Genomic DNA, 21,495 nt, shown 5'->3' on the forward strand with positions numbered 1-21,495 from the left:
ATCTTCGGGCACCTCGCCGCGCGGCGAGCCTGTCGGCTCAGGTGGTGGAGAGCCTGCGGGAGCAGATCACCTCGGGGGCGTGGCCCGCGCCACGACGTTGGTGATGCCGAGGCCGTACGCGAGCAGTTGGTCCTGCTCGTCGGGGCGCAGCTGCCGCGGGGTGAAGCCCGAGCGGTGCAGCACGGGCCAGAAGCGGTTGCCCGGCCTGGCGAAGTGGTGGCCCAGCGCAGCCGACAGCAGGCCCGGGTTGATGCCGCAGAACAGCACCCGCAGGCCGGGCGCCGCCACGTCGGGGACGAGGCGGCCGCGCGCGGCCTCCAGTTCCGCCGGGGTGACGCGCGGGGCGGGCTCCTTGCCTGCCACCCCGGTCAGAGGATCGAGCCGGGGGTGTATCCGGCCGCGTCCGGGTGCTGCTCGGCGATCTCCTCGACGCGCGCCACGACGGAGGCGATCTGGCTCTCGGCGGCGCCGGTGAAGGAGAGCTTGTCCGCCATCAGCGCGTCGAGCCGTGCCCGGTCGAGCGGCATGCGGTCGTCTGCGGCGAGGCGGTCCAGGAGTTCGTTGCGCTCGGCGCCCTGCTCGCGCATGGCCAGCGCGGAGGCGACCGCGTGCTCCTTGATGACCTCGTGCGCGGCCTCCCGGCCGACTCCCGCGCGCACGGCGGCCATCAGGACCTTCGTGGTCGCGAGGAACGGCAGGTAGCGGTCGAGCTCCCGCGCCACGACGGCGGGGAAGGCGCCGAACTCGTCGAGCACCGTGAGGAAGGTCTCCAGCAGCCCGTCGAACGCGAAGAACGCGTCGGGCAGCGCCACCCTGCGCACCACGGAGCAGGACACGTCGCCCTCGTTCCACTGGTCGCCGGCGAGCTCGCCCGTCATGGACGCGTAGCCCCGCAGGATCACCATCAGGCCGTTGACGCGCTCGCAGGAGCGGGTGTTCATCTTGTGCGGCATCGCCGACGAGCCGACCTGGCCCGGCTTGAACCCCTCGGTGACCAGCTCGTGCCCGGCCATCAGCCGGATCGTCTTGGCGAGGGAGGACGGGGCAGCCGCGAGCTGCACCAGCGTCGAGACGACGTCGTAGTCGAGGGAGCGCGGGTAGACCTGCCCGACGGAGGTGAACTCCCTCGCGAAGCCGAGGTGTCCCGCGATCCTGCGCTCCAGGTCGGCGAGGTCCGCCGTATCGCCGCCCAGCAGGTCGAGCATGTCCTGCGAGGTGCCGACCGGGCCCTTGATCCCGCGCAGCGGGTACCGGCCGAGCAGGTCGTCGAGCCGCCCGTACGCCACGAGCAGCTCGTCCGCGGCGGTCGCGAAGCGCTTGCCGAGCGTGATGGCCTGCGCGGCGACGTTGTGCGAGCGGCCCGCCATCACCAGCGCCCCGTGCTCGGCCGCCAGCCTGCCGAGCCGCGCGAGGACCGCGACCGTGCGGTCCCGCACCAGTTCGAGCGAGACGCGTACCTGGAGCTGCTCCACGTTCTCCGTGAGGTCACGCGAGGTCATGCCCTTGTGGATCTGCTCGTGCCCGGCGAGGGCGTTGAACTCCTCGATCCGCGCCTTCACATCGTGCCGCGTGACCCTCTCGCGCTCGGCGATCGACGCCAGGTCGACCTGGTCGACGACGCGCTCGTAGTCGGCGACCGCGGACGCCGGCACCTCGATGCCGAGGTCCTGCTGCGCCCGCAGCACGGCGAGCCACAGCTGCCGCTCCAGCTTCACCTTGTGCTCGGGGGACCAGACGACGGCGAGCTCGGTGGAGGCGTAGCGGCCGGCAAGGACATTGGGGATGCGTGGCTTCGCGGAGAGTGTCACAGTGACGATTTTACTGGGGCGCCGGTCCTGCCCCGGTCCCGGCCCCGTACGGCAGCAGCTCCGGGCGCTTGGGCGGGCGCCCGTCGCCCGACGAGCGGCCGGTCGCGCGCCGTACGATCCACGGCCACAGGTACTCCTTCGCGAACCGCAGGTCGCTGCCGCGCCGCAGCAGCCAGCGCGGCGGCACGTGCGGCGGCAGCGCGGCGCGCCAGTCGTGCCGCGCCTCGTAGCCCAGGGTCTCCCACACCGCCTCGGCGATCCGCCGGTGCCCCTCGGCGGTCGGGTGGAGCCGGTCCACGCCCCACATCCGCTGGTCGCCGAGGACCGGCGTCCCGTACAGGTCGACGACGAGCGCGCCGTGCCGGGCCGCCAGCGCGTCGATGTGCGCGAACAGCTCCTCCATGCGCGGCCGCACGCGCTCCATCACGGGTCCGTTGCGGCCTGGGCTGCGCATCAGCACCAGCTGCCTGCAGGCCGGGCGCAGCCGCTCCACTGCCTCGTCGAGCAGGCCCCGCACGCGGCCCATGTCCACCGTGGGGCGCAGCACGTCGTTGAGCCCGCCGACCAGGGTGATCAGGTCGGGCGTCATCGACGCCGCGAGGCCGACCTGCTCATCGACGATCTGGCCGATCAGCTTGCCGCGGACCGCGAGGTTCGCGTACCGGAAATCGGGGTTCCGCTCGGCGAAGCGGGCCGCGAGCAGATCGGCCCAGCCCCGGTACGAGCCGTCCGGCAGCAGGTCCGACATGCCCTCGGTGAAGGAGTCCCCGACCGCCGCGAAGCTGGTGTATTCGTCCGTCGTCTCCATGACGCGGACGATCCTACCGCGCGGTAGCAACCCGCCGAGGCCGCTGCGCGGGGCGGTCGGCGCCGGTCCGCGGGGCCGTCCCCGGGGTCGCGGGTACTGGTCCGTGGGACCGGGGGCGGGGACCGTCGGCGTCGGTCCCTGGGGCCGCCGGTGCCACCCGAAGCCGCTCGGTACTGCTGCGCGGGAGACCTTGGGAGGCCCCCAAGCGGCCCCTGAGCGCCCGGAGCCGGGACCCCGGGCCGCCGTGCCGCCCGAAGCCGCCCGGGACCGGAGGCAGAAGGACCCGGGGAGGTTCCGCGCGCGCCCGGATGAGCCCCTGGGAGGCCCATGGGGGCTGTCGGAGCCGGGCCCCCGGGCTGCCGGAGCCTGGCCTCGGGCTGTACCGGCGCCGGGTCACGGGAGCCCGAAGGCGTCAGGAGTGCCTGCCGACCAGCTCGCGCAGCACGTCCTCCATGGTCACCAGGCCCTTCAGCCTGCCGTCCTCGTCGAGCACCGCCGCCTGGTGGGTGCGGCTGCGGCGCATCGCGGTGAGCACGTCGTCCATCGGGGTGGCGTCCCGCACCCTGGCGATCTGCCGCATCTCGGCCACGGCGAACGGGCGGTCGCGGTCGACGGCGTCGAGCGCGTCCTTGACGTGCAGGTAGCCGAGGATGCGCCGGTTCGAGTCGACCACGGGAAAGCGGGAGAAGCCGGACTCGGCCGAGAGCCGTTCGAGTCCGTCGGGCGACACCCCGAGGCGCGCGGTGACCACCCGGGCCAGCGGCGTCACCACGTCGCGCACCGGCCGCCTGCCGAGTTCGAGCGCGTCGTGCAGCCGCTCGGACGCCCGGTCGTCGAGCAGCCCCGCATGGCTGGTCTCCGTGACGAGACGCCCCAGCTCGTCCCCGGAGAACGCCGCTGCCACCTCGTCCCTCGTGTCGACCCGCGCCAGCCTCAGCAGGGCGTTGGCGAAGGAGTTGATCGCGAAGATCACCGGCTTCAGCGCCCGCGCGAGCCCCACGAGCGGCGGCCCGAGCAGCAGCGCGGCCCGCGCGGGCTCGGCCAGGGCGACGTTCTTCGGCACCATCTCGCCGAGCAGCATGTGCAGATACGTCGCCAGGACGAGCGCGATCACGAACGCGATGGTGCGCCCGGCGCCTGCCGGCAGCCCCGCGGCGTGGAAGACCGGCTCCAGCAGGTGCTCGATGGCGGGCTCCGCGACGATGCCGAGGACCAGCGTGCACAGGGTGATGCCGAGCTGCGCCGCGGCCAGCAGCGCCGAGACGTGTTCGAGCCCCCACAGCACGGTGCGTGCGCGCTTGTCGCCCTCCTCAGCCAGCGGCTCGACCTGGCTGCGGCGCACGGACACGAGCGAGAACTCCGCGCCGACGAAGAAGGCGTTCACCACCAGCGTCAGCAGGCCGATGATCAGCTGGACCGCGGTCACCGCGCTCCTCCCTCGCCGCGCCCGGGAGCGCCGTCCCCCTGCTCCCCGGCGGGCAGCGGCGCCCGCAGCGTCACCCTCGCCGCACGCCTGCCGCGCGCGTCCGACACCTCGAAGCGCCAGCCGTCCTCCGTGTCGACCACGTCGTCCTCGGCGGGGATCCTGCCGAGCGCGGCGGCGACGAACCCGGCGAGCGTCTCGTAGGGCCCCTCAGGCACCCGCAGTCCGACCGCCTCCAGCTGGTCCGTCCGCACGGCGCCGTCGGCCGACCACAGCGCGCGGCCCGCCGCGTCGTCGCCGACGCGCGCCAGGTCGGCCGTCTCGTGCGGGTCGTGCTCGTCCCGCACCTCGCCGACGACCTCCTCGACGATGTCCTCGAGCGTCACCACCCCCGCGGTGCCGCCGTACTCGTCGATCACCACGGCCATGGTGCGCCGCCCGGTGAGCCGGTCCAGCAGCCGGTCGACGGTGAGCGTCTCCGGCACGAGCAGGGGCTCGCGCATCAGCGAGGTGACCGGGCGGCGCGGCCGCTCAGCGGCGGGCACCGCGAGGACGTCCTTGATGTGGGCCGTGCCCACCACCGTGTCGAGGCCGCCCCGGTGGACGGGGAAGCGGGAGAGGCCGGTCGCCCTGGTGGCGTTCGCGACGTCCTCGGCGCTGGCCTGCGCGTCGAGTGCGACGACCTGGACGCGCGGCGTCATCACGTTCTCCGCCGTCAGCTCCGCGAGGCTGAGGGTGCGTACGAACAGCTCGGCGGCGTCGGGTTCGAGCGCGCCCTCCTTCACGGAGTGCCGGGCCAGCGCGACCAGCTCCTGCGGGGAGCGCGCCGAGGCCAGCTCCTCGGTCGGTTCGAGGCCGAGGCGGCGCACGATCCGGTTGGCCATCGCGTTGAGGTGCCCGATGAAGGGCCGGAAGACGGTGGTGAAGTACGACTGGGGCGTCGCGACCACCTTCGCCACGGCGACCGGGGAGGAGATCGCCCAGTTCTTCGGCACGAGCTCGCCGACGACCATCAGGAAGACGGTGGACAGCGCCGTGCCGATCACCAGGGCGAGGGACGAGGCGGCGGACGGCGAGAGCCCTGCCGCCTCCACCGGGCCGCGGATCAGCCGGGCCACGGACGGCTCCGCCAGCATGCCGACGACCAGGTTGGTCACGGTGATGCCCAGCTGGGAGCCGGAGAGCTGGAACGTCAGGCTGCGCACGGCCCGCAGCGCGCCGGCGGCCCCGCGCTCGCCGCGCTCGGCGGCGCGCTCCAGGTCGCTGCGCTCCACGGTGGTCAGCGAGAACTCCGCTGCGACGAACCCGCCGCACAGCAGCGAGAGCAGCACCGCCACGGCGAGCAGGAGGACCTCGGTCATCGGTTCACCTCCGTCCCATGATCGGTCAGGAGGCTGCCGCGCGCGCGGCGCCCGGTCTCCTGCGGGGTTGCTCGGCCACGGTTGCAGGGAGGCTCGCCCATGGGCGGACGTTCACACCTTCCGGGGGTCGGGGCCTGTCGGCCCGGGGTCGTCACGGTGCCCGCGCCCCTGCCGGGCACGGCGGGGTGCACGGACAGAGCACGCATGCCCCCTTATGGTAAAGGAACGGCAAAGCGGCGCGGGGTGTCAGCCGGTCAGCGGCTTGACCCGGCGCGTCCACTGCGGCTCCGGCGCGTACCCGGCGGCCCGCCGGGCGTGGTGCGCGAGGCCGTTGCGGTCCGGCACCAGCGCATCGCCGCGCCGCCCGCCGAGCGAGGCGAAGCGCTCCTCGGCCGCCGCGAGCAGCGCGCAGGGGTCGCGCTTCAGCAGTCGGGCCACGCCCGCCCCGTCGTCGCTGATGTTCGACCCCTCCGCGGCGGCGCGCCAGAAGGCCGCCACCTCGCCCGAGAGCGTGCGCGACGTGGCCAGGCTCGTCAGGGACGGCACGGCGGACGTCACCGCCATCGCGGACGAGCTGCGCGGCTGGTGCCTGTGACCGCCTGACCTGCCCGGCGGCCCACGGGCGGACCCGGACCCGGCCCCGGATGCCCTGGCCCGGCGGGACCGGACCCGACGAGAGCGGTTCCTCGGTCGTGACGGCCCGCCAGGACCTGTGGTGGACGCCTGCGGCTACGATCCGTTGCGGGGACTGCCGCAGGCGCACGCGCCGGCGGTCAGGGCCGACATCAGGATGCGCACCTCGGACGGCCCGGCCGTCCGCGAGACGCGGCCCCCGTGCGGGGGCACGGCCGGGCCGGAGGAGGGGACATGATCACACTGACCAAGGACGACGGCGCCGCCGACCTGACGGGCGTGACGAAGATGGGGGTCGGCGCCTCCTGGGACACGTCCTCGGGCGGCAGCGGCGGCATCGTCGGCTGGGCGAAGAAGCAGCGCGGCGTCGACCTCGACGCCGTCGCCGTCCTCATGCAGGGCAACGAGCCCGTGCGCTACGCGGGCCTCGGCTCCCTCGACCCGCTCGGCAACGGCTCGGTCGTCCACTCGGGCGACAATCAGACGGGGCGCGGCGACGGCGACGACGAGACCGTCGACGTCACCTTCGCCGACGTGCCGTCCAACGTGACGTCGATCGTCTTCGTGTGCGCCGCGTTCAAGAAGGGCAGCGCCCTGGAGAAGGCGGCCAACGTCTCGCTGAAGATCTACGACGCGACGGGCGGCAGCACGCAGCAGGTCGCCGACATCTGGCCCTCGCTGCTCGGCGACGGCAACGCGGTGGCCGTGGCCAAGGCGTTCCGGGACGGCGCCTCCTGGAAGCTGGAGGTCGTCAACCGCCGCGGCAAGGTCAAGCAGGGCGACACCGCCTCGCTGATGCGGTTCGCCATGGGCAGCTGACCGGCTGCCCGCACCAGGGCCCCCGGGGCGCGTCCCGGCGCGCAGAACGGCGCGGTCAGGAGCCGACGAAGCAGAACTCGTTGCCCTGGGGGTCCTGGAGCACCTGGAAGCGCCCGTAGGTGTCGACCACCAGCTCGCCGAGCGCGGTCGCGCCCAGCGCCACGGCCTCCGCCGTCGCCCCGGGGATGTCGTCGGGCGCCAGGTCCAGATGGAGCCTGTTCTTCGCCGCCTTCGGCTCCGGCACCCGCTGGAAGGCGAGCCGCGGCAGGTCGGGCGGGTCCACGTACGACCAGTGCGGCTCCCGGTCCACCGGCTCTGCGCCGAGCAGCGCCGCCCAGAACCGGGCGAGCGCCGCCGGGTCGGCGCAGTCGAAGACGATCTCGTCGAGGCTTGCACGCATACGCCGAGTCTACGAGCGTCCGTTGCCGCTGTCCGGCGCTCGCGCCCGCCGGCTCCCGCGCCGCGGCGGCCGCCTGTCAGGCGCCCCGCGCGTCCTGCGGTGCGAAGCGGGCGCTGAAGGCGTCCGCGTCCCAGGTCCCGCCGAGCGTGGGAGCGAGCCAGCCGGCCGCCGCAGCGCGGAAGCCGGCTGGCGCGAGCGCCCCGGCGCCCTGCGGGAGCGCGCCGAGCAGCGGCATGCCCGAGACGGCAGGCAGGTCCACGAGGTTGCACCGTTGCGCGAGGTCGGGGGAGTTCGGCCAGCTGCCGATGACCGCGCCGAGCGCGCCGACGCCCCGGTGCTCCAGCGCCTCCGCCGTCAGCGCCGTCGCGTTGAGCGTGCCGAGCCCGGCCCGTACGACGACGAGCACCGGAGCGCCGAGCAGCCGGGCCGCGTCGGCGAGCGTGCCGCCCTCCCCGTCGAAGCGTACGAGCAGCCCGCCCGCGCCCTCCACCAGGACCAGGTCGTGCTCGGCCGCCAGCTTCTGCGCCGCCTCGGCGACGTCCACCGGCCGCACCGGCTCGGCGCCCGCCCGCCTCGCCGCCGTGTCTGGTGCCAACGGGTCGGGAAACCTGGCCAGTTCGAAGGTCGCGACCGGTCCCGCGAGCCGCCCTGCGAGCGCGACGTCCCCCTCCTCGCCGGGCGCGAGCCCGGTCTGCGCGGGCTTGAGCAGCGCGACGGACCGCCCGGCGGAGGCCGCGAGCGCGGCGACCGCCGCCGTCACCATCGTCTTGCCGATCTCCGTGTCCGTGCCGGAGACCACCACCACCGGCATCTCAGCCCTCCCGAGCCGCCGCGGTCACCGCGCGGCAGATCGTCGCCAGGTCGTCGTCGCCCGTCACATAGGGCGGCATCGTGTACACGAGGTCGCGGAACGGCCGCAGCCACACGCCCTCGCGTACCGCGGCGGCCGTCGCGGCCGCCAGGTCCACCTCGTGGTCGAGCTGCACCACCCCGATGGCCCCGAGCACCCGCACGTCCCGCACACCGGGCAGCAGGGCCGCCCCGGCGAGACCCTCGCCGAGGCCCGCCTCGATGCGCTTGACCTCGCCCGCCCAGTCCTGGCCGAGCAGCAGGTCGAGGGAGGCGCAGGCGAGGGCGGAGGCGAGCGGGTTGCCCATGAACGTCGGGCCGTGCGCCAGCACGGGCACGTCGCCGCGCGAGATGCCCGCGGCCACCCGCTCCGTGCACAGCGTCGCCGCCATCGTGACGTATCCACCGGTCAGGGCCTTGCCCACGCACATCACATCGGGCGCGACGGACGCCTGGTCGGCGGCGAACAAGGTGCCCGTACGCCCGAACCCGGTGGCGATCTCGTCGAACACCAGCAGCACACCGTGCTCGTCGCACGCCTCGCGCAGCACCCGCAGATAGGCGGGGGAGTGGAAGCGCATGCCGCCCGCGCCCTGCACCACGGGCTCCACCACCACGGCGGCCGTCTCGTGCGCGTGCCGCGCGACGGTCTCCCGCAGCGCGTCCGCGTACGCCTCCTCGTACGCCGCGGGCGGCGCCTCGGCGAAGACCTGCCGCGGCAGCGCCCCGGACCACAGCTCGTGCATGCCGCCCTCGGGGTCGCACACCGACATGGGGTGCCAGGTGTCGCCGTGGTAGCCGCCGCGCCAGGTCAGCAGCCGGTGCTTCTCGGGGCGGCCGAGCGAACGCCAGTACTGCAGGCACATCTTGAGGGCCACCTCGACCGAAACCGAGCCCGAGTCGGCGAGGAAGACATGGCGCAGCGGCTCCGGGGTGATCTCCACGAGCCGGGCGGCGAGCCGCACGGCGGGCTCGTGTGTGAGCCCGCCGAACATCACATGGCTCATCCGGCCGAGCTGGTCGCGGGCCGCCTCGTTGAGCACCGGGTGGTTGTAGCCGTGGATGGCCGACCACCACGACGACATGCCGTCGACCAGCTCGCCGTGGCCCTCGGCGGGCTCGGCGAGCCGCAGCCGCACTCCGGAGGCAGAGGTGACGACGAGCGGGTCAGCGCGGCCCGGCATCGGGCCGTAGGGGTGCCACACATGGGCCCGGTCCAGTGCCAGGAGTTCGGGTACGGCGAGGCCGCCGGGGGCGAGCGGCTCAGGCATTCGGCGCCAGGTCCGTCCCCGCGCCCCTGCGCCGCACCGCCACCAGGTCCGTGCGCGCGCCCTCCGCCGCGGCACCCTGCTCCGGCGCCTCCGGCGCCTCCGGCCCGCAGGGGGAGCCCGCGGCCCCGCAGCCGTCCGCCGCGTGCGCGCCGTCCGGTGAGCGGTCCGCCGCCGCGCCCTCTGCCGCAGCGCCGTCTCCCGCGCCCGCGCAGGCGCGGCCCTCGCCGCAGCCGTGGCCCGCCGCCTCCGCGCGGTGCGCGGGCAGCGTCGTCTCGTCCGCGCCCTCGACCGTGAAGCCGGCGTCCGCGATCATCTCCAGGTCCTTCTTGCCCTCCTGGCCCTCACTGGTGAGGTAGTCGCCGAGGAAGATCGAGTTGACCAGGTGCAGCGCCAGGGGCTGGAGGGAGCGCAGGTGCACCTCGCGGCCGCCCGCGAGCCTGACCTCCACGTCCGGGCAGACGAACCGCGCCATCGCGAGGATCCGCAGGCAGCGCTGCGGCGTCAGGTTCCACTCCTCGGCGAGCGGTGTGCCCTCGAAGGGGATGAGGAAGTTCACCGGCACCGAGTCCGGGTCCAGCGCGCGCAGCGAGAACACCACGTCGACCAGGTCGGCGTCGCTCTCGCCCATGCCGGCGATCAGCCCCGAGCACGCGGAGAGCCCGGCCGCCTGCGCGCGGTGCACCGTCTCCACCCGGTCCGCGTAGGTGTGGGTGGTCGTGATGTCCCCGTAGGTGGATTCCGAGGTGTTGAGGTTGTGGTTGTACGCGTCGGCGCCCGCCGACTTGAGGCGCTCGCCCTGCCCGGCGGAGAGCAGGCCGAGGCAGGCGCACACCTCGACGCCCTCGTTCTCCTCCTTGATCGCCTCGATGGTCTTCGAGACGCGGTCGATGTCGCGGTCCGTCGGACCGCGTCCGCTCGCCACCAGGCACACCCGCTTCGCGCCGCCCGCGACCCCGGCCGCCGCGGCACGCGACGCCTCGTCGGGCTTCAGCCAGGTGTACTTGAGGATGTCCGCGGTCGACCCGAGCCGCTGCGAGCAGTACGAGCAGTCCTCAGGGCACAGGCCGGACTTGAGGTTGACGAGGTAGTTGAGCTTCACCCGCCGCCCGAACCACTGGCGGCGCACCTTTCCGGCCGCTGCCACCACGTCGAGCAGCTCGTCGTCGGAGGTCGCGAGCACCGCGAGGGCTTCCTCGCGCGTCGGCTGCTCGCGCCGCAGCCCCTTCTCCACCAGTGTCTTCAGCAGATCCATGAACCGATCCTCGCGGACGGCCGTCACGCGGTGCCAGGGTGGAAGCCACCAAAACGACCACTGCGAAGTGTGGACATGACCACACCTCGGGACGGTTTGCCTCCGGTTAGTGTCTGTGCACTGCCTACAAAAGGACCCGACGCCATGGCCCACGACCCCTTCGCCTGGACCGAGGAAGCCGCGCGCGAGCGGGAGGGCTCGGGACTCGTACGGGCCCTGCGGCCGCGCCCCGAGCACAGCGACGTGCTCGACCTGGCGAGCAACGACTACCTGGGCCTCGCCCGCCGCCCCTCGGTCACCGAGGCGGCCGCCGACGCCGCGCTGCGCTGGGGCGCGGGCGCCACCGGCTCGCGCCTGGTGACGGGCAGCACCGCGCTCCACGCCGAGCTGGAGCGCGAACTCGCCGCGCACTGCGGCTTCGAGGCCGCCCTCGTGTTCTCCTCCGGGTACGCGGCCAACCTCGCGGCCCTCACCGCGCTGACCGCGCGCGGCTCCCTGCTCCTCTCCGACGCGGGCAACCACGCCTCGATCGTGGACGGCTGCCGCCTCTCTCGCGCGCAGACCTCCGTCGTGCCGCACGCCGATCCCGAAGCGGTCGGCAAGGCCCTCGACGCGTACGGCGGCGGACGGGCCCTCCTCGTCACCGACGCGGTCTTCTCCGTGGATGGTGACGCGGCCCCGCTGCGCATGCTCGCCGACGTCTGCCGTACGCGCGGCGCCGCGCTCCTGGTGGACGAGGCGCACGGACTCGGCGTCCTCGGGCCCGGCGGGCGCGGGGCGCTGCACGCCGCGGGGCTCGCGGACGCCGGGGGGCGGCTCCCCGGCGGCGTCGTCGCCACGGTGACCCTCTCCAAGTCCCTCGGCAGCCAGGGTGGCGCGGTCCTCGGCCCGGCGGCCGTGATCGAGCACCTGGTCAACACCGCGCGGACGTTCATCTTCGACACCGGGCTCGCGCCCGCGGCCGCAGGCGCGGCGCTCGCGGCGCTGCGCTGCCTGCGGGCGGAGCCGCACCTCGCCGAGCGCGCGCGGGAGGTGGCCCGTACCCTGCACACCGCGCTGACCGCGGCGGGACTCCAGGCGGTCCGCCCGGAAGCGGCGGTGGTGTCCGTGCGGGCGCCCTCGCCGCACGCGGCCGCCGCATGGGCGGCCGGCTGCCGCCGCGCCGGCCTCGCCGTGGGATGCTTCCGGCCGCCGTCCGTACCCGACGGGATCTCCCGGATCCGGCTGACCGCACGCGCCGACCTCACGGACGGCGAACTCGGCCGGGCCGTCCGTACGATCGTCGAAACCGCGCCCGAACACTGAGCGTTCGCCGCCCGGGGCGGGGCCCGGCCGGTGTCGCGGGCCCACAACCGGCCGAGTATCGAACAGTTCACTGCTTCGGGCGACAGATGCGGCATATCCCGGCGAATGGGCGGGCCCGGCGGCAGCATGGACCGCACGCCGACGCGGGGCGGACCGCTCCGTCCGCGCCGCGCGTGCGACCCCGTGCCCGCACTCGCACCCGGGCCCCGCCCGGTGGAAAAGGGACAGCCCCGCCATGGCAGACCACCAGGAAGCATCCGTCACACTGCCGAGCGAGCCCGCCTCGGTCCCGGTGGCCCGCAGATATGTCGCAGAACTCCTCACGGAGTGGGGCCTCCCGGTGGAGGCGGAGACTGCTGAAACGGTCCGCCTGGTCGTCTCCGAACTTGTCACCAACGCGGTGCTGCACACCTTCGGTACCTCGCCCACCTTCACCGTGGACGTGGCGCTCGACCGCCACGAGCGCCTCAGGATCGGCGTCACCGACAGCCATCCGCGCTGGCCGAGGCGGCTGCCGGCGGCCGTGCAGCAGGACAACGGGCGCGGCATGGTGATCGTCCGCTGGCTGGCCGCCGAGTGCGGCGGGCGGCTCTCGGTCACCCCGACGCCCGAGGGCGGCAAGACGGTCTGGATCACGCTGCCCTGGGTGGCGGCGGCCTGAGGCCTGCCGAGCGTGCCGCCGCCACCGCGCGGGCGGCGGGTCAGGCCACGCGCCCGTACCAGACGTCCTTCGTCCAGATGTGTTCGAGCCGCACCGTGGAACCCGTCTTGGGCGCGTGCCAGATGCGGTCGTCGCCCGCGTAGATGCCCACGTGGTAGGCGTTCGAGCCGCTGTGGAAGAAGACCAGGTCGCCCTTGCGCCTGGCCGAGGCCGCGATGTGCTCGGTGCCGTTGTACTGCTGCTGCGTGGTGCGGGGCAGCGACGTGCCGGCCTTCTTGTACGCGTAGGCGGCGAGCCCCGAGCAGTCGAAGCTGTCGGGCCCCGCCGCGCCCCAGTGGTACGGCGCGCCCGCCTTGGACGCGGCGACGCTCACCGCCCGGACGGCGACGGCGGAGGAGGCGGCGTGCGCGTCGGGCTGGGCGCCGGGGGCCACCAGGGCGCCGCCGACGGCCACCAGCGTGAGGGCCGACACGGTGCCGGCCCGGGAGAACAGAGACGGGACATGAACCTGCGCAGTCATGCGCAACCCTTCGTCAGCCGCCTGTGAAGGATGGCCTGTCGGGTTCGGGCGCGAAGGTGCCCGGCCGCCGAAGCGGCTTCACCCCGAGGAGCGGTCGCGTCGCCGCGCCGTTCCGTAACGCTCGGGTCCTCCACTCCTGCCGATCCACTCGTGTCCGCACGAAGTCCGGTACGGCGGCAGGACTCGGCGTCCGCCCGGACCGCCTCGCCAGGTGACGAGGGCTTGCGACCTGTCGCAGGGATCGTGACAAGCCGCCCGCGGATTTCCGAGCCGAAACGGCGATATGTGAAACTCATCACAGTTGATCTGTTTGTGCGTATTCGCCAGGTCGGTGGGAGGCTCCGCGGACCGGATCCCGGGCGCGGGCCAGCGGTGGTGGGGGCCGCTCAGCGTGTACGCATCGTCGCGGTACGCAACCGGGGCGTGCGCCGCACCGCCGGGGACGACTGGTCCGAACGGGGCCGGGCCCGACCCGCCGATTGCGCCGTCCGGGGAGCCCGCAGGGGAGCAGTGCCCGGGTGCGGCGGCCGGGGTGACTCCGGGCTTACGCCGAGGTGTCGCGCGGCAGCGCCACCCGCCCGGCGCGCCGCTCGCCGTCGAGCACCCGCAGCGCCCTGGCGAGCGTGCCCGCGTGCAGCTCGGACTCGCCGCGCGTGTGCATGCGCGCCAGGGCGTCCCGCAGTTCCACGGTGCGCGCGGGCAGCGCCTGCGCGGCACGCAGCGCGGCATACGTGTCCCCTCCGCGCGCCGGGTTGAGGCGGCCGACCAGGTCCACGACGGCCAGATAGCCGTCCACCACGTCGCACTCGGCCCGGGTCAGCGCGGGCAGCGGCGGCAGCTCGGGCGGCAGCACCGGCCGCTCACCGCCCCGCGGGGGCGCCCGCGCCCGCCGAGGGTCCGGCGGCGCGGCGGTCGACGACATGGTCCACGAGCCCGAACTCCAGGGCCCCTGCTGCGTCGAGGAAGGTGTCGCGGTCCAGGCTCGCCTCGATGTCGGCCGCTTCCCTGCCGGTGTGGTGCGCCAGCGTCCGCGTCAGGAACGCGCGCTGCCTGACCAGTTCCTCCGCGTGGATCAGCAGGTCGGACGGCTGCCCGCGCACCGGCTCAGGGAGGGAGGGCTGCTGGAGCGCGATCCGCGCGCCGGGCAGCGCCATCCGCTTGCCCGGCGCGCCGGCCGCCAGCAGCACGGCGGCGACCGAGGCGACCTGGCCGAGGCAGGTCGTGCCGACGTCGCAGGAGATCGTCCGCATCGTGTCGTAGACGGACGACATCGCGGTGACCGAGCCGCCGGGTGAGTTGAGGTAGAGCGCGATGTCCTGGTCTGGCGCCGCGTACTCCAGGTGCAGCAGCTGCGCGATCACGTCGTTGGCCGCGGCCTCGTCGACGGGCGTGCCGAGGAAGACGATGCGCCCTTCGAGCAGCTTCGAGTACGGGTCGAGGGTCCTGGTCCCGAGGCTGGTGCGCTCGGTGAACTCCGGCAGGACGTACCTGGCCGACGGCTGCTGCATGGCTCCTCCTGGAACGAAGAACGCAAAGTCTGTACAGGATGTACAGAACTATGATGGGGACTATGGCCCACGAGATTCCGGTGACGCAAGCCCGCGCCGAGTTCGCCGAACTGATCAACCGCGTCGTCTACGGCGGGGAGCGCGTGGTGGTCACCCGGCACGGAAAGCCCCTTGTCGCCCTGGTCTCCGCCGCTGACCTGGACTTCCTCGAAAGCGCCGAGGAGGGGGCGGGGGAGCAGGTGGCCCGCTCCGTCTCCACGGTCCGCGAGGTGCCGTCCGCCGAAGGCGAACGCCCGCGCTTCGGGATCGCCGCCCACCACACGTCCGAGCGCCGGCGGGAATGACCGCGCCCCGGCCCGGCGCGCTCGCGCGAGGCCGGGGCGGCGGGCATCCCGTCAGGGCCGCGAGGCGAGCCAGGCGTCCTCGGCCGCGTAGTCGAAGAGGCCGTCGCCGTACGCACGCGCCATCGCGGGGAAGGCGTCACGCCAGTCGGCGTGCGCGGCGAGCCGCTCGGTCAGGTAGGCCACCGTCGCGGGCAGCGAGTCCGCGTACGACGTCACCGGCCGGTAGCCGAGCGCGTGCTCGGCCCCGCCCATGTCGAGGACCACGGGGTGCGGCAGCGACCAGGGGGTGTCGCCGACCCCGTCCGCGGGCGGCGGCCCCGGCACGAGCACGGTCTCGGGGGCGCCGCCCGTCACCGCGTCCACCGCCGCCGCGATGGCGGCGACGCTCGGCGCCTCGGGATCGGCCGCGTTGAGCACCCGGGAGCCGGGGGCGCGGGCGGCCAGCCTGATCAGCTCGGCCAGGTTCGACGTGTGCACCGGGTGGAAGCGGCTCTCGCCGCCGTACGCGAGGACGCGCCGGGTGCGGCCGTCCAGCGCGCGCTTCACGAAGTACAGCTCGCGCGGGGTGCGGCAGTGCGCGCCGTGCACGGCGCCCGCCCGCAGCACGGTCGCGGGCAGCATGTCCCCGGACGCCGCGAGCCGCCGCTCAAGACGCACCTTGCGGGTGCCGTACGAGGCGTCGCCCGGCGCCACCGTCCGCTGCGACTCGGGGACGGGCACCGGGTAGCGGGGGAAGCCGCCCGGCTCGCCCTGCGTGTCGAAGCTCCGGCCCGCGTCGTCCTCGTAGACCGCCGCGGTGGAGACCACCACGGCGGAGCCGATCCGCCCCGCCGCCGCCAGCGCGGCCAGCTGCCCGGCGTGCTCCTCGTCGTACGCGACCAGGTCGACCACCACGTCGCAGCCGTCGCCGACGGCCGCGGCGAGCGCCGCGTCGTCGGCCCGGTCGAGCGCGGCGGCCCGCACCTCCTGCGGCCACGCCGCGTCCCGGCCGCCGCCGCGCGAGGCCGCCGTCACCCGCCAGCCGTCCTCGGCGAGCACCCGCACGGCGGCGCGCCCGATCTGTCCGGCGGCGCCGATCACCACCACGTCTCCTTGTGTCATGCCGGGCACGCTAGGCGCGGCGCGGCGCCCGCGACCAGCGCCGTTCGCCCGTCGCGGATACGCTAACGGCGGCGCCGCAGCGGGAACCTCCGGGACGGTCCTGGGAGTTCCGCCTTGACGTCCGCGGCGTAGCGGTCCACGTACTCCTGGCCGGAGAGGCGCAGGACGGCGTACATGATCTCGTCCGTCACCGCGCGGATCGCAACCTTCTCGCCGTCGAGCCCCGCGTAGCGGGAGAAGTCGAGCGGCTCGCCGAACCTGATCGTGACCCGGCCCGCGCCGAGCCGCGGCATCGTGCGCCCGGCGGGCTGGAGTTCGTACGTCCCGACCATGGCGCACGGCACCACGGGCACGCCCGCCCTGATCGCCATCACGGCGACCCCCACCTTGCCCTTGTACAGGCGCCCGTCGTGCGAGCGGGTGCCCTCCGGGTAGATACCGAGCAACTCGCCCCTGCCGAGCACCGCCAGGCCCTCCTCGACGGCGGTGCGCCCGGCGTCGCGACCCGACCTGTCCACCGGGATCTGCCCGGCGCTGCGGAAGAAGAAGGCGGTCAGCCGGCCCTTGGGGCCGCGGCCCGTGAAGTACTCCGCCTTCGCCAGGAAGGTGATGCGCCTGCGCAGGACCGCCGGCATCAGGAAATGGTCGGCGAAGGACAGGTGGTTGCCTGCGACGATCGCGGCGCCCCGCGCCGGCACCCGGTCGAGGCCCTCCACGCGCGGCCGGAAGACCACCCGCAACAGGGGCCCGAGCAGGACGTACTTGAGCACGTAGTAGAACACGATCTCTCCCTCGCTCCGCGGGATCGGCTCCGCAACCGCGTTCTGTCCCGGCCGTCCTCCTGCGGCCCGTCGTTCCGGCTGTGCCCTGGAGTATGGCCGTCCGCGCGCGTCCCCATGTCTGCCCGGCGAGGCTTCGCGGCCCGCGGCGGCGGGCAGAGGGTGGGAGCACGCATCCACGGGACGAGCACCAGGGAGCACCCATGCCGCAGATCGCCGTCGACTACTCCGCCGTACTGACCGACGCCTTCGACCGGCGCGCCTTCGCGTCGGCCATGCACGCGGCGGTGGTGGAGATCGCGGCCGCTGCGCTCTCCGACTGCAAGACCCGGTTCACCCGGTGCGAGGAGACCGTGGCGCGCGCGGGCGAGACGGCGCACGGGGTGGTGCATGTGACCATCGGCCTTCAGCCGGGTCGCGACGCCGAGGTCAAGGCGCGGCTCACGCGGGAGGTCGTCGAACTGGTCGTGCGGTACGTACAGCCGGTGGCGGGCGTCACGCTGCACGCCTCGGCCGAGGTCAGGGAGCTCGACCCGTCCTACCTCAAGGTCGTCCGCTGACCGCGGCGCGGAGGGCGGCGCCTTGCAATAGCTAGCGTGTGCAAGTATTGTCTTTGCATGTAAAGCGCGTACGCATTTAACGTGCGCGCGGTCGGTACAGGGCCTGCGGGACAGGCCGTCCGGCCCGCACACCCACCCCCTGCGAAGGCACTGTCATGTCCCTCAAGGAAGTACTCCCCGGCCGCCTCGGCTTCGGCACCGCCCCGCTCGGCAACATGTTCCGCGCGATCCCCGACGACGAGGCGCGCGCCACCGTCGAGGCCGCCTGGGAGCAGGGAGTCCGCTACTACGACACCGCGCCCTTCTACGGTGCGGGCCTCGCCGAGGAGCGCCTCGGCGAGGTGCTCTCCGCCAAGCCGCGCGACGCCTACGTGCTCTCCACCAAGGTTGGCAGGGTCGTCCTCGGCGAGCACGAGACCGCCACGGCCGACTTCGGCGAGAAGGGCGGCATCTTCGCGCACGGCAACCCGAACAGGATGCTCCACGCGTGGACGGCCGACGCCGCCGAGCGCTCCATCGAGGGCAGCCTCGAACGACTCGGCGTGGACCGCCTCGACGTCGTCTGGGTCCACGACATCGCCCAGGACTTCCACGGCGACCTGTGGGTGCAGAAGTTCGAGGAGGCGCGCACCGGAGCGTTCCGCGTCCTGTCCAGGCTGCGCGACGAGGGCGTCATCAAGGCCTGGGGCCTCGGCGTCAACAAGACCGAGCCCATCGAGATGACCCTGGCGCTCGACGAGCCGAAGCCCGACGGCTTCCTCCTCGCAGGCCGCTACACCCTCCTCGACCACGCGCACGCCCTCCAGCGCCTGCTGCCGCTCGCCGCTGAACAGCACGTCGGTATGGTCGTCGGCGGCCCCTACAGCTCCGGCATCCTCGCGGGCGGCGCCCACTTCGAGTACCGGCAGGCACCGCAGGAGATCGTCGAGCGGGTCGGCAGGCTCAAGGACCTCGCCGCGCGGCACGGCGTGAGCGTCAAGGCGGCCGCCCTGCAGTTCTCGCTCGCCCACCCGGTGGCCGTCGCCGCCGTGCCGGGCGCCACCCGTCCCGGCCGCATCGCCGAGGACGTCGCCGCGCTCGACGAGCGCGTCCCGGCCGCCTTCTGGCACGACCTGCGCGCCGCGAACCTGGTCAGCCCCGCGGCTCCCCTCCCCGGCGGCGCATGACCCGCACGGCGGGCCGCGCCGGAAAAATGGCGGGCACACGGCTGCCGCCGCCCGCCATACCGTCGGTAACGTCTGCCCCACTGCCTTCCGGGAGGAGTGGGAATGCGACGACGCACCCTCAGTCTCAGAGCCGCCGCGGCAGGCGCCGTGCTCGCCCTCGGCCTCGGGCTCGCCGCCCCGGCGCCGACGCGCGCGGCGGCCGAGGAACCCGGCGCCGACTACTGCAACGGCCAGTGCCGCGACATCCTGCCGCCCGGCGAGAACGGCAACGCCACACTGGCCGACATCCTCGCCAACCGCACCCTGGGCACACGCCCCGCGCACACCAGCGACCAACTCGGGCCCTACGCCGACCTGGCGGGCGGCTACCCGCAGCTGACGGACGCCGCGCTCGGCGCCTTCTACAACGACGCCTCCTTCGGCGTCCCCAAGGACCAGGTCGCCTCCGTCGAAAGCCCCCGCCCCGACGTCACCATCACGCGCGACAAGGCCACCGGGGTGCCGCACGTCAAGGGCACGACCCGCGCGGGCACCGAGTTCGGCGCCGGGTACGCGGCGGCCCAGGACCGGCTGTGGCTGATGGACCTCTTCCGGCACGTGGGCCGCGGCGAGCTGACCTCCTTCGCCGGCGGCGCAGCCGCCAACCAGGGGCTCGAGCAGCAGTTCTGGCGCGCGGCCCCCTACACGGAGGCCGACCTGCAGAGCCAGGTCGACCGGCTGTCGGCCGCCGGCGCGCGCGGCGCCCAGGCGCTCGCCGACGCGCAGGACTACGTCGCGGGGATCAACGCGTACATCGCCAAGGCCAAGCCGGGCCGCTACTTCCCCGGCGAGTACGACCTGACGGGGCACATCGACCCCATCACCAACGCGGGCACCATCGACCGGTTCAAGCCGACCGACCTGATCGCGCTCGCCTCCGTGGTGGGCGCGCTGTTCGGCTCCGGCGGCGGGGGAGAGGTGCAGAACGCCCTCTCGCTCCAGGCCGCGCAGTCCGAGTACGGCGTGGCGCGCGGCACCGAGGTCTGGGAGTCCTTCAGGGAGCGCGACGACCCGGAGGCCGTGCGCACCCTGCACGACGGCCAGAGCTTCCCCTACGCGGTCAGGCCCGCAGAACCCAGGGGCACGGCGCTGCCCGACCCCGGCTCGGTCACCGAGGAGCCCCTCGTGTACGACCGCACCGGCTCCGCGGCGCAGGGCGCGACGGCGCGGCGCACCCCCGTGCGGGCGCCCGCCCGGCTGAAGCCGCTCCAGGGCATCTACGACAACGGGGTGCTGCCCGCCGACCTCCTCGCCACCCCGCGCAAGGGCATGTCCAACGCGCTCGTCGTCTCCGGCGCGCACACCGCGAGCGGCCACCCCGTCGCCATCTTCGGCCCGCAGACCGGCTACTTCGCGCCCCAGCTGCTGATGCTCGAAGAGCTGCAGGGCCCCGGCATCAGCGCCCGCGGCGCCGCCTTCGCCGGCCTGAGCCTGTACGTGGAGCTCGGCCGCGGCCAGGACTACGCCTGGAGCGCCACCTCGGCGAGCCAGGACGTCACCGACACCTACGCCGTCCAGCTGTGCGAGCCGGACGGCTCGGCGCCCGCCAAGGACTCCACCTCCTACATGTGGCACGGGAGTTGCCTGCCGATGGAGAAGCTGGAGCGCGCCGACTCCTGGTCGCCGACGCTCGCCGACTCCACCGCCGAGGGCTCCTACCGGATGCAGGTGTACCGCACGAAGTACGGCCCGGTGCAGTACCGCGCGACCGTCGGCGGCAAGCCCGTCGCGTACACCACGCTGCGCAGCTCCTACCGGCACGAGGCCGACTCCATCATCGGCTTCCAGATGCTCAACGACCCTGGCTACGTGCACGATCCGGCGAGCTTCCAGAGCGCCGCGCAGCACATCGACTACACGTTCAACTGGTTCTACGCAGACGACCGGCACACCGCCTACTACAACTCGGGCACCAACCCGGTGCGCGCCGACGGCGTCGACGCCTCCCTGCCGGTGCTCGCCGAACCCGCCTACGAATGGCGGGGGTTCGACCCCGACGACAACACCGCCGACTACACACCGCCCGCCCAGCACCCGCAGTCGGTCGACCAGGACTACTACGTGTCCTGGAACAACAAGCAGGCCGCCGGGTACGATTCGGCCTCCTTCGGCGACGGTTCCGTGCACCGGGCCGACCTGCTCGACGCCCGGGTCAAGGCGCTCGTGCGCAAGGGCGGCGTCACCCGCGCCGCCCTCACCCGGGCGATGGCCGACGCGGCGCTGACCGACCTGCGGGGCGAGGACGTGCTGCCCGACCTGCTCGCCGTGGTGCGCAGCGCCCCCGTCACCGATCCCGCGGCCGAGGAGGCCGTGCAGAAGCTGGAGAGCTGGGCCGCGGACGGCAGCAAGCGCCGGGAGACCACCCCCGGTTCGCATGCCTACGCGGACGCCGACGCGGTCCGGATCATGGACGCCTGGTGGCCGCTGCTGGTCGAGGCCGAGTTCAAGCCGGGGCTCGGCGACGGCCTGTACACCGCGCTGACCGCGAACCTCACCGTCGACGAGTCGCCCTCGGCTGCGCACGGCCCCACCGGGGGCCACGCGGGCAGCTCCTTCCAGTACGGCTGGTGGTCCTATGTCGACAAGGACCTCAGGGCCGTGCTCGGCGAGCCGGTGCGCGGCGGCCTCGGCGCGGCCTACTGTGGCGGCGGCGACCTCTCCGCCTGCCGCACGGCGCTGCTCGACTCGCTGCAGCGGGCGGCGGCCGAGCCCGCCGGCCAGGTCTACCCGGGTGACGACGGCTGCGCGGCGGGCGACCAGTGGTGCGCCGACAGCGTCGTGCAGCGCCCGCTCGGCGGGGTCACCGACGACCGGATCTCCTGGCAGAACCGCCCCACGTACCAGCAGGTCGTGGAGTTCCCCGCGCACCGGTAGCGCGCCGGGCGCAG

At 74.1% G+C, this 21,495-nt stretch carries 22 protein-coding genes, 1 pseudogene and 1 riboswitch; of the genes and pseudogenes, 8 read left to right on the forward strand and 15 right to left on the reverse strand.

Features of this window, described 5'->3' with window-relative positions; genetic code table 11:
- Positions 1-78: 78 nt before the first annotated feature.
- The 6 genes and pseudogenes from AB0910_RS10340 to AB0910_RS10365 all read right to left on the reverse strand — a co-directional run.
- Positions 79-363 (reverse strand): annotated as a pseudogene (locus AB0910_RS10340) (mismatch-specific DNA-glycosylase); the annotation flags it as partial.
- A 5-nt stretch (positions 364-368) separates the two neighbouring features.
- Positions 369-1,808, reverse strand: coding sequence for an adenylosuccinate lyase (purB, locus tag AB0910_RS10345; protein WP_366744117.1), 1,440 nt, complete (start codon positions 1,806-1,808; stop codon positions 369-371).
- Between the two features lie 10 nt (positions 1,809-1,818).
- Positions 1,819-2,616, reverse strand: a complete 798-nt coding sequence (locus tag AB0910_RS10350; protein WP_366744118.1) for an SGNH/GDSL hydrolase family protein — start codon at positions 2,614-2,616, stop codon at positions 1,819-1,821.
- Between the two features lie 412 nt (positions 2,617-3,028).
- Entirely contained in the window at positions 3,029-4,042 is a 1,014-nt protein-coding gene (locus tag AB0910_RS10355; RefSeq protein WP_366744119.1) for a hemolysin family protein, read from the reverse strand.
- Positions 4,039-5,400 (reverse strand): hemolysin family protein, encoded by a 1,362-nt coding sequence (locus tag AB0910_RS10360; RefSeq protein ID WP_366744120.1) that lies wholly within the window; start codon positions 5,398-5,400, stop codon positions 4,039-4,041. Before AB0910_RS10360 ends, AB0910_RS10355 begins: the two co-directional genes overlap by 4 nt.
- A gap of 246 nt (positions 5,401-5,646) precedes the next feature.
- Positions 5,647-5,898: a hypothetical protein gene (locus AB0910_RS10365; protein ID WP_366744298.1), complete on the reverse strand. Its 252-nt coding sequence runs from the start codon at positions 5,896-5,898 to the stop codon at positions 5,647-5,649.
- Between AB0910_RS10365 and AB0910_RS10370 the strand changes: the two genes are divergently transcribed.
- Together AB0910_RS10370 and AB0910_RS10375 are read left to right on the forward strand one after the other, a co-directional pair.
- Positions 5,858-5,995, forward strand: a complete 138-nt coding sequence (locus tag AB0910_RS10370; protein WP_366744309.1) for a hypothetical protein — start codon at positions 5,858-5,860, stop codon at positions 5,993-5,995. The genes AB0910_RS10365 and AB0910_RS10370 overlap by 41 nt on opposite strands.
- A 272-nt stretch (positions 5,996-6,267) precedes the next feature.
- On the forward strand, positions 6,268-6,852 hold the full coding sequence (locus tag AB0910_RS10375; RefSeq protein WP_366744121.1) for a TerD family protein: 585 nt from the start codon (positions 6,268-6,270) through the stop codon (positions 6,850-6,852).
- A 55-nt stretch (positions 6,853-6,907) separates the two neighbouring features.
- Here the strand turns inward: AB0910_RS10375 and AB0910_RS10380 are convergent, their stop codons facing one another.
- From AB0910_RS10380 to bioB, 4 genes are all read right to left on the reverse strand, one after another.
- Positions 6,908-7,252 (reverse strand): VOC family protein, encoded by a 345-nt coding sequence (locus AB0910_RS10380; RefSeq protein ID WP_366744122.1) that lies wholly within the window; start codon positions 7,250-7,252, stop codon positions 6,908-6,910.
- 76 nt (positions 7,253-7,328) lie between these two features.
- Positions 7,329-8,063, reverse strand: a complete 735-nt coding sequence (gene bioD / locus AB0910_RS10385; RefSeq protein ID WP_366744123.1) for a dethiobiotin synthase — start codon at positions 8,061-8,063, stop codon at positions 7,329-7,331.
- Between the two features lies 1 nt (position 8,064).
- A complete protein-coding gene (locus AB0910_RS10390; protein ID WP_366744124.1) occupies positions 8,065-9,372 on the reverse strand; it encodes an adenosylmethionine--8-amino-7-oxononanoate transaminase in 1,308 nt (435 codons plus the stop codon).
- The gene (gene bioB / locus AB0910_RS10395; protein WP_366744125.1) at positions 9,365-10,624 is read right to left on the reverse strand and encodes a biotin synthase BioB; all 1,260 of its coding nucleotides are present in this window, start codon (positions 10,622-10,624) and stop codon (positions 9,365-9,367) included. The genes AB0910_RS10390 and bioB overlap by 8 nt, the downstream gene beginning before the upstream one ends.
- A gap of 144 nt (positions 10,625-10,768) precedes the next feature.
- On the opposite strand from bioB, the gene AB0910_RS10400 reads away from it, so the two are divergent.
- On the forward strand, positions 10,769-11,929 hold the full coding sequence (locus tag AB0910_RS10400) for an 8-amino-7-oxononanoate synthase (RefSeq protein ID WP_366744126.1): 1,161 nt from the start codon (positions 10,769-10,771) through the stop codon (positions 11,927-11,929).
- 235 nt (positions 11,930-12,164) lie between these two features.
- A complete protein-coding gene (locus AB0910_RS10405; protein ID WP_366744127.1) occupies positions 12,165-12,590 on the forward strand; it encodes an ATP-binding protein in 426 nt (141 codons plus the stop codon).
- A gap of 40 nt (positions 12,591-12,630) precedes the next feature.
- On the opposite strand, the gene AB0910_RS10410 is transcribed toward AB0910_RS10405, so the two are convergent.
- The 3 genes from AB0910_RS10410 to AB0910_RS10420 all read right to left on the reverse strand — a co-directional run bounded on the left by AB0910_RS10410 (position 12,631) and on the right by AB0910_RS10420 (position 14,618).
- Positions 12,631-13,110 carry a C40 family peptidase gene (locus tag AB0910_RS10410; RefSeq protein WP_366744128.1) on the reverse strand — a complete coding sequence of 160 codons (480 nt, stop codon included), beginning with the start codon at positions 13,108-13,110 and terminating at the stop codon, positions 12,631-12,633.
- Between the two features lie 3 nt (positions 13,111-13,113).
- A riboswitch (cyclic di-AMP (ydaO/yuaA leader) is annotated at positions 13,114-13,296 on the reverse strand.
- Positions 13,297-13,654: 358 nt separating this feature from the next.
- Entirely contained in the window at positions 13,655-13,963 is a 309-nt protein-coding gene (locus tag AB0910_RS10415; protein WP_366744129.1) for a hypothetical protein, read from the reverse strand.
- A 7-nt stretch (positions 13,964-13,970) separates the two neighbouring features.
- Positions 13,971-14,618: an ATP-dependent Clp protease proteolytic subunit gene (locus tag AB0910_RS10420; protein ID WP_366744130.1), complete on the reverse strand. Its 648-nt coding sequence runs from the start codon at positions 14,616-14,618 to the stop codon at positions 13,971-13,973.
- Between the two features lie 62 nt (positions 14,619-14,680).
- On the opposite strand from AB0910_RS10420, the gene AB0910_RS10425 reads away from it, so the two are divergent.
- A complete protein-coding gene (locus AB0910_RS10425) occupies positions 14,681-14,962 on the forward strand; it encodes a type II toxin-antitoxin system Phd/YefM family antitoxin (RefSeq protein WP_366744131.1) in 282 nt (93 codons plus the stop codon).
- Positions 14,963-15,013: 51 nt separating this feature from the next.
- On the opposite strand, the gene AB0910_RS10430 is transcribed toward AB0910_RS10425, so the two are convergent.
- Both AB0910_RS10430 and AB0910_RS10435 read right to left on the reverse strand, forming a co-directional pair.
- The gene (locus AB0910_RS10430; protein ID WP_366744132.1) at positions 15,014-16,063 is read right to left on the reverse strand and encodes an NAD(P)-dependent oxidoreductase; all 1,050 of its coding nucleotides are present in this window, start codon (positions 16,061-16,063) and stop codon (positions 15,014-15,016) included.
- Positions 16,064-16,125: 62 nt separating this feature from the next.
- A complete protein-coding gene (locus tag AB0910_RS10435; protein WP_366744133.1) occupies positions 16,126-16,845 on the reverse strand; it encodes a lysophospholipid acyltransferase family protein in 720 nt (239 codons plus the stop codon).
- A gap of 200 nt (positions 16,846-17,045) precedes the next feature.
- Here AB0910_RS10435 and AB0910_RS10440 point away from each other — a divergent pair, with 200 nt between their 5' ends.
- From AB0910_RS10440 to AB0910_RS10450, 3 genes are all read left to right on the forward strand, one after another.
- Positions 17,046-17,402: an isomerase gene (locus AB0910_RS10440; RefSeq protein WP_366744134.1), complete on the forward strand. Its 357-nt coding sequence runs from the start codon at positions 17,046-17,048 to the stop codon at positions 17,400-17,402.
- A 155-nt stretch (positions 17,403-17,557) separates the two neighbouring features.
- A complete protein-coding gene (locus tag AB0910_RS10445) occupies positions 17,558-18,568 on the forward strand; it encodes an aldo/keto reductase (protein WP_366744135.1) in 1,011 nt (336 codons plus the stop codon).
- Between the two features lie 102 nt (positions 18,569-18,670).
- Positions 18,671-21,481: a penicillin acylase family protein gene (locus tag AB0910_RS10450; RefSeq protein WP_366744136.1), complete on the forward strand. Its 2,811-nt coding sequence runs from the start codon at positions 18,671-18,673 to the stop codon at positions 21,479-21,481.
- Positions 21,482-21,495 lie beyond the last annotated feature (14 nt).

Source organism: Streptomyces sp. NPDC047002, from assembly GCF_040704505.1.
Taxonomy (GTDB): Bacteria; Actinomycetota; Actinomycetes; order Streptomycetales; family Streptomycetaceae; genus Streptomyces.

Coding starts and splice junctions, on each gene's coding strand:
- AB0910_RS10425 (WP_366744131.1), top strand. CDS start 14,681: ATGGCCCACGAGATTCCGGTGACGCAAGCCCGCGCCGAGTTCGCCGAA.
- AB0910_RS10410 (WP_366744128.1), bottom strand. CDS start 13,110: ATGACTGCGCAGGTTCATGTCCCGTCTCTGTTCTCCCGGGCCGGCACC.
- AB0910_RS10420 (WP_366744130.1), bottom strand. CDS start 14,618: ATGCAGCAGCCGTCGGCCAGGTACGTCCTGCCGGAGTTCACCGAGCGC.
- bioD (WP_366744123.1), bottom strand. CDS start 8,063: ATGCCGGTGGTGGTGGTCTCCGGCACGGACACGGAGATCGGCAAGACG.
- AB0910_RS10390 (WP_366744124.1), bottom strand. CDS start 9,372: ATGCCTGAGCCGCTCGCCCCCGGCGGCCTCGCCGTACCCGAACTCCTG.
- AB0910_RS10430 (WP_366744132.1), bottom strand. CDS start 16,063: ATGACACAAGGAGACGTGGTGGTGATCGGCGCCGCCGGACAGATCGGG.
- AB0910_RS10400 (WP_366744126.1), top strand. CDS start 10,769: ATGGCCCACGACCCCTTCGCCTGGACCGAGGAAGCCGCGCGCGAGCGG.
- AB0910_RS10360 (WP_366744120.1), bottom strand. CDS start 5,400: ATGACCGAGGTCCTCCTGCTCGCCGTGGCGGTGCTGCTCTCGCTGCTG.
- AB0910_RS10450 (WP_366744136.1), top strand. CDS start 18,671: ATGCGACGACGCACCCTCAGTCTCAGAGCCGCCGCGGCAGGCGCCGTG.
- AB0910_RS10380 (WP_366744122.1), bottom strand. CDS start 7,252: ATGCGTGCAAGCCTCGACGAGATCGTCTTCGACTGCGCCGACCCGGCG.
- AB0910_RS10350 (WP_366744118.1), bottom strand. CDS start 2,616: ATGGAGACGACGGACGAATACACCAGCTTCGCGGCGGTCGGGGACTCC.
- AB0910_RS10405 (WP_366744127.1), top strand. CDS start 12,165: ATGGCAGACCACCAGGAAGCATCCGTCACACTGCCGAGCGAGCCCGCC.
- AB0910_RS10375 (WP_366744121.1), top strand. CDS start 6,268: ATGATCACACTGACCAAGGACGACGGCGCCGCCGACCTGACGGGCGTG.
- AB0910_RS10370 (WP_366744309.1), top strand. CDS start 5,858: ATGTTCGACCCCTCCGCGGCGGCGCGCCAGAAGGCCGCCACCTCGCCC.
- AB0910_RS10445 (WP_366744135.1), top strand. CDS start 17,558: ATGTCCCTCAAGGAAGTACTCCCCGGCCGCCTCGGCTTCGGCACCGCC.
- AB0910_RS10440 (WP_366744134.1), top strand. CDS start 17,046: ATGCCGCAGATCGCCGTCGACTACTCCGCCGTACTGACCGACGCCTTC.
- bioB (WP_366744125.1), bottom strand. CDS start 10,624: ATGGATCTGCTGAAGACACTGGTGGAGAAGGGGCTGCGGCGCGAGCAG.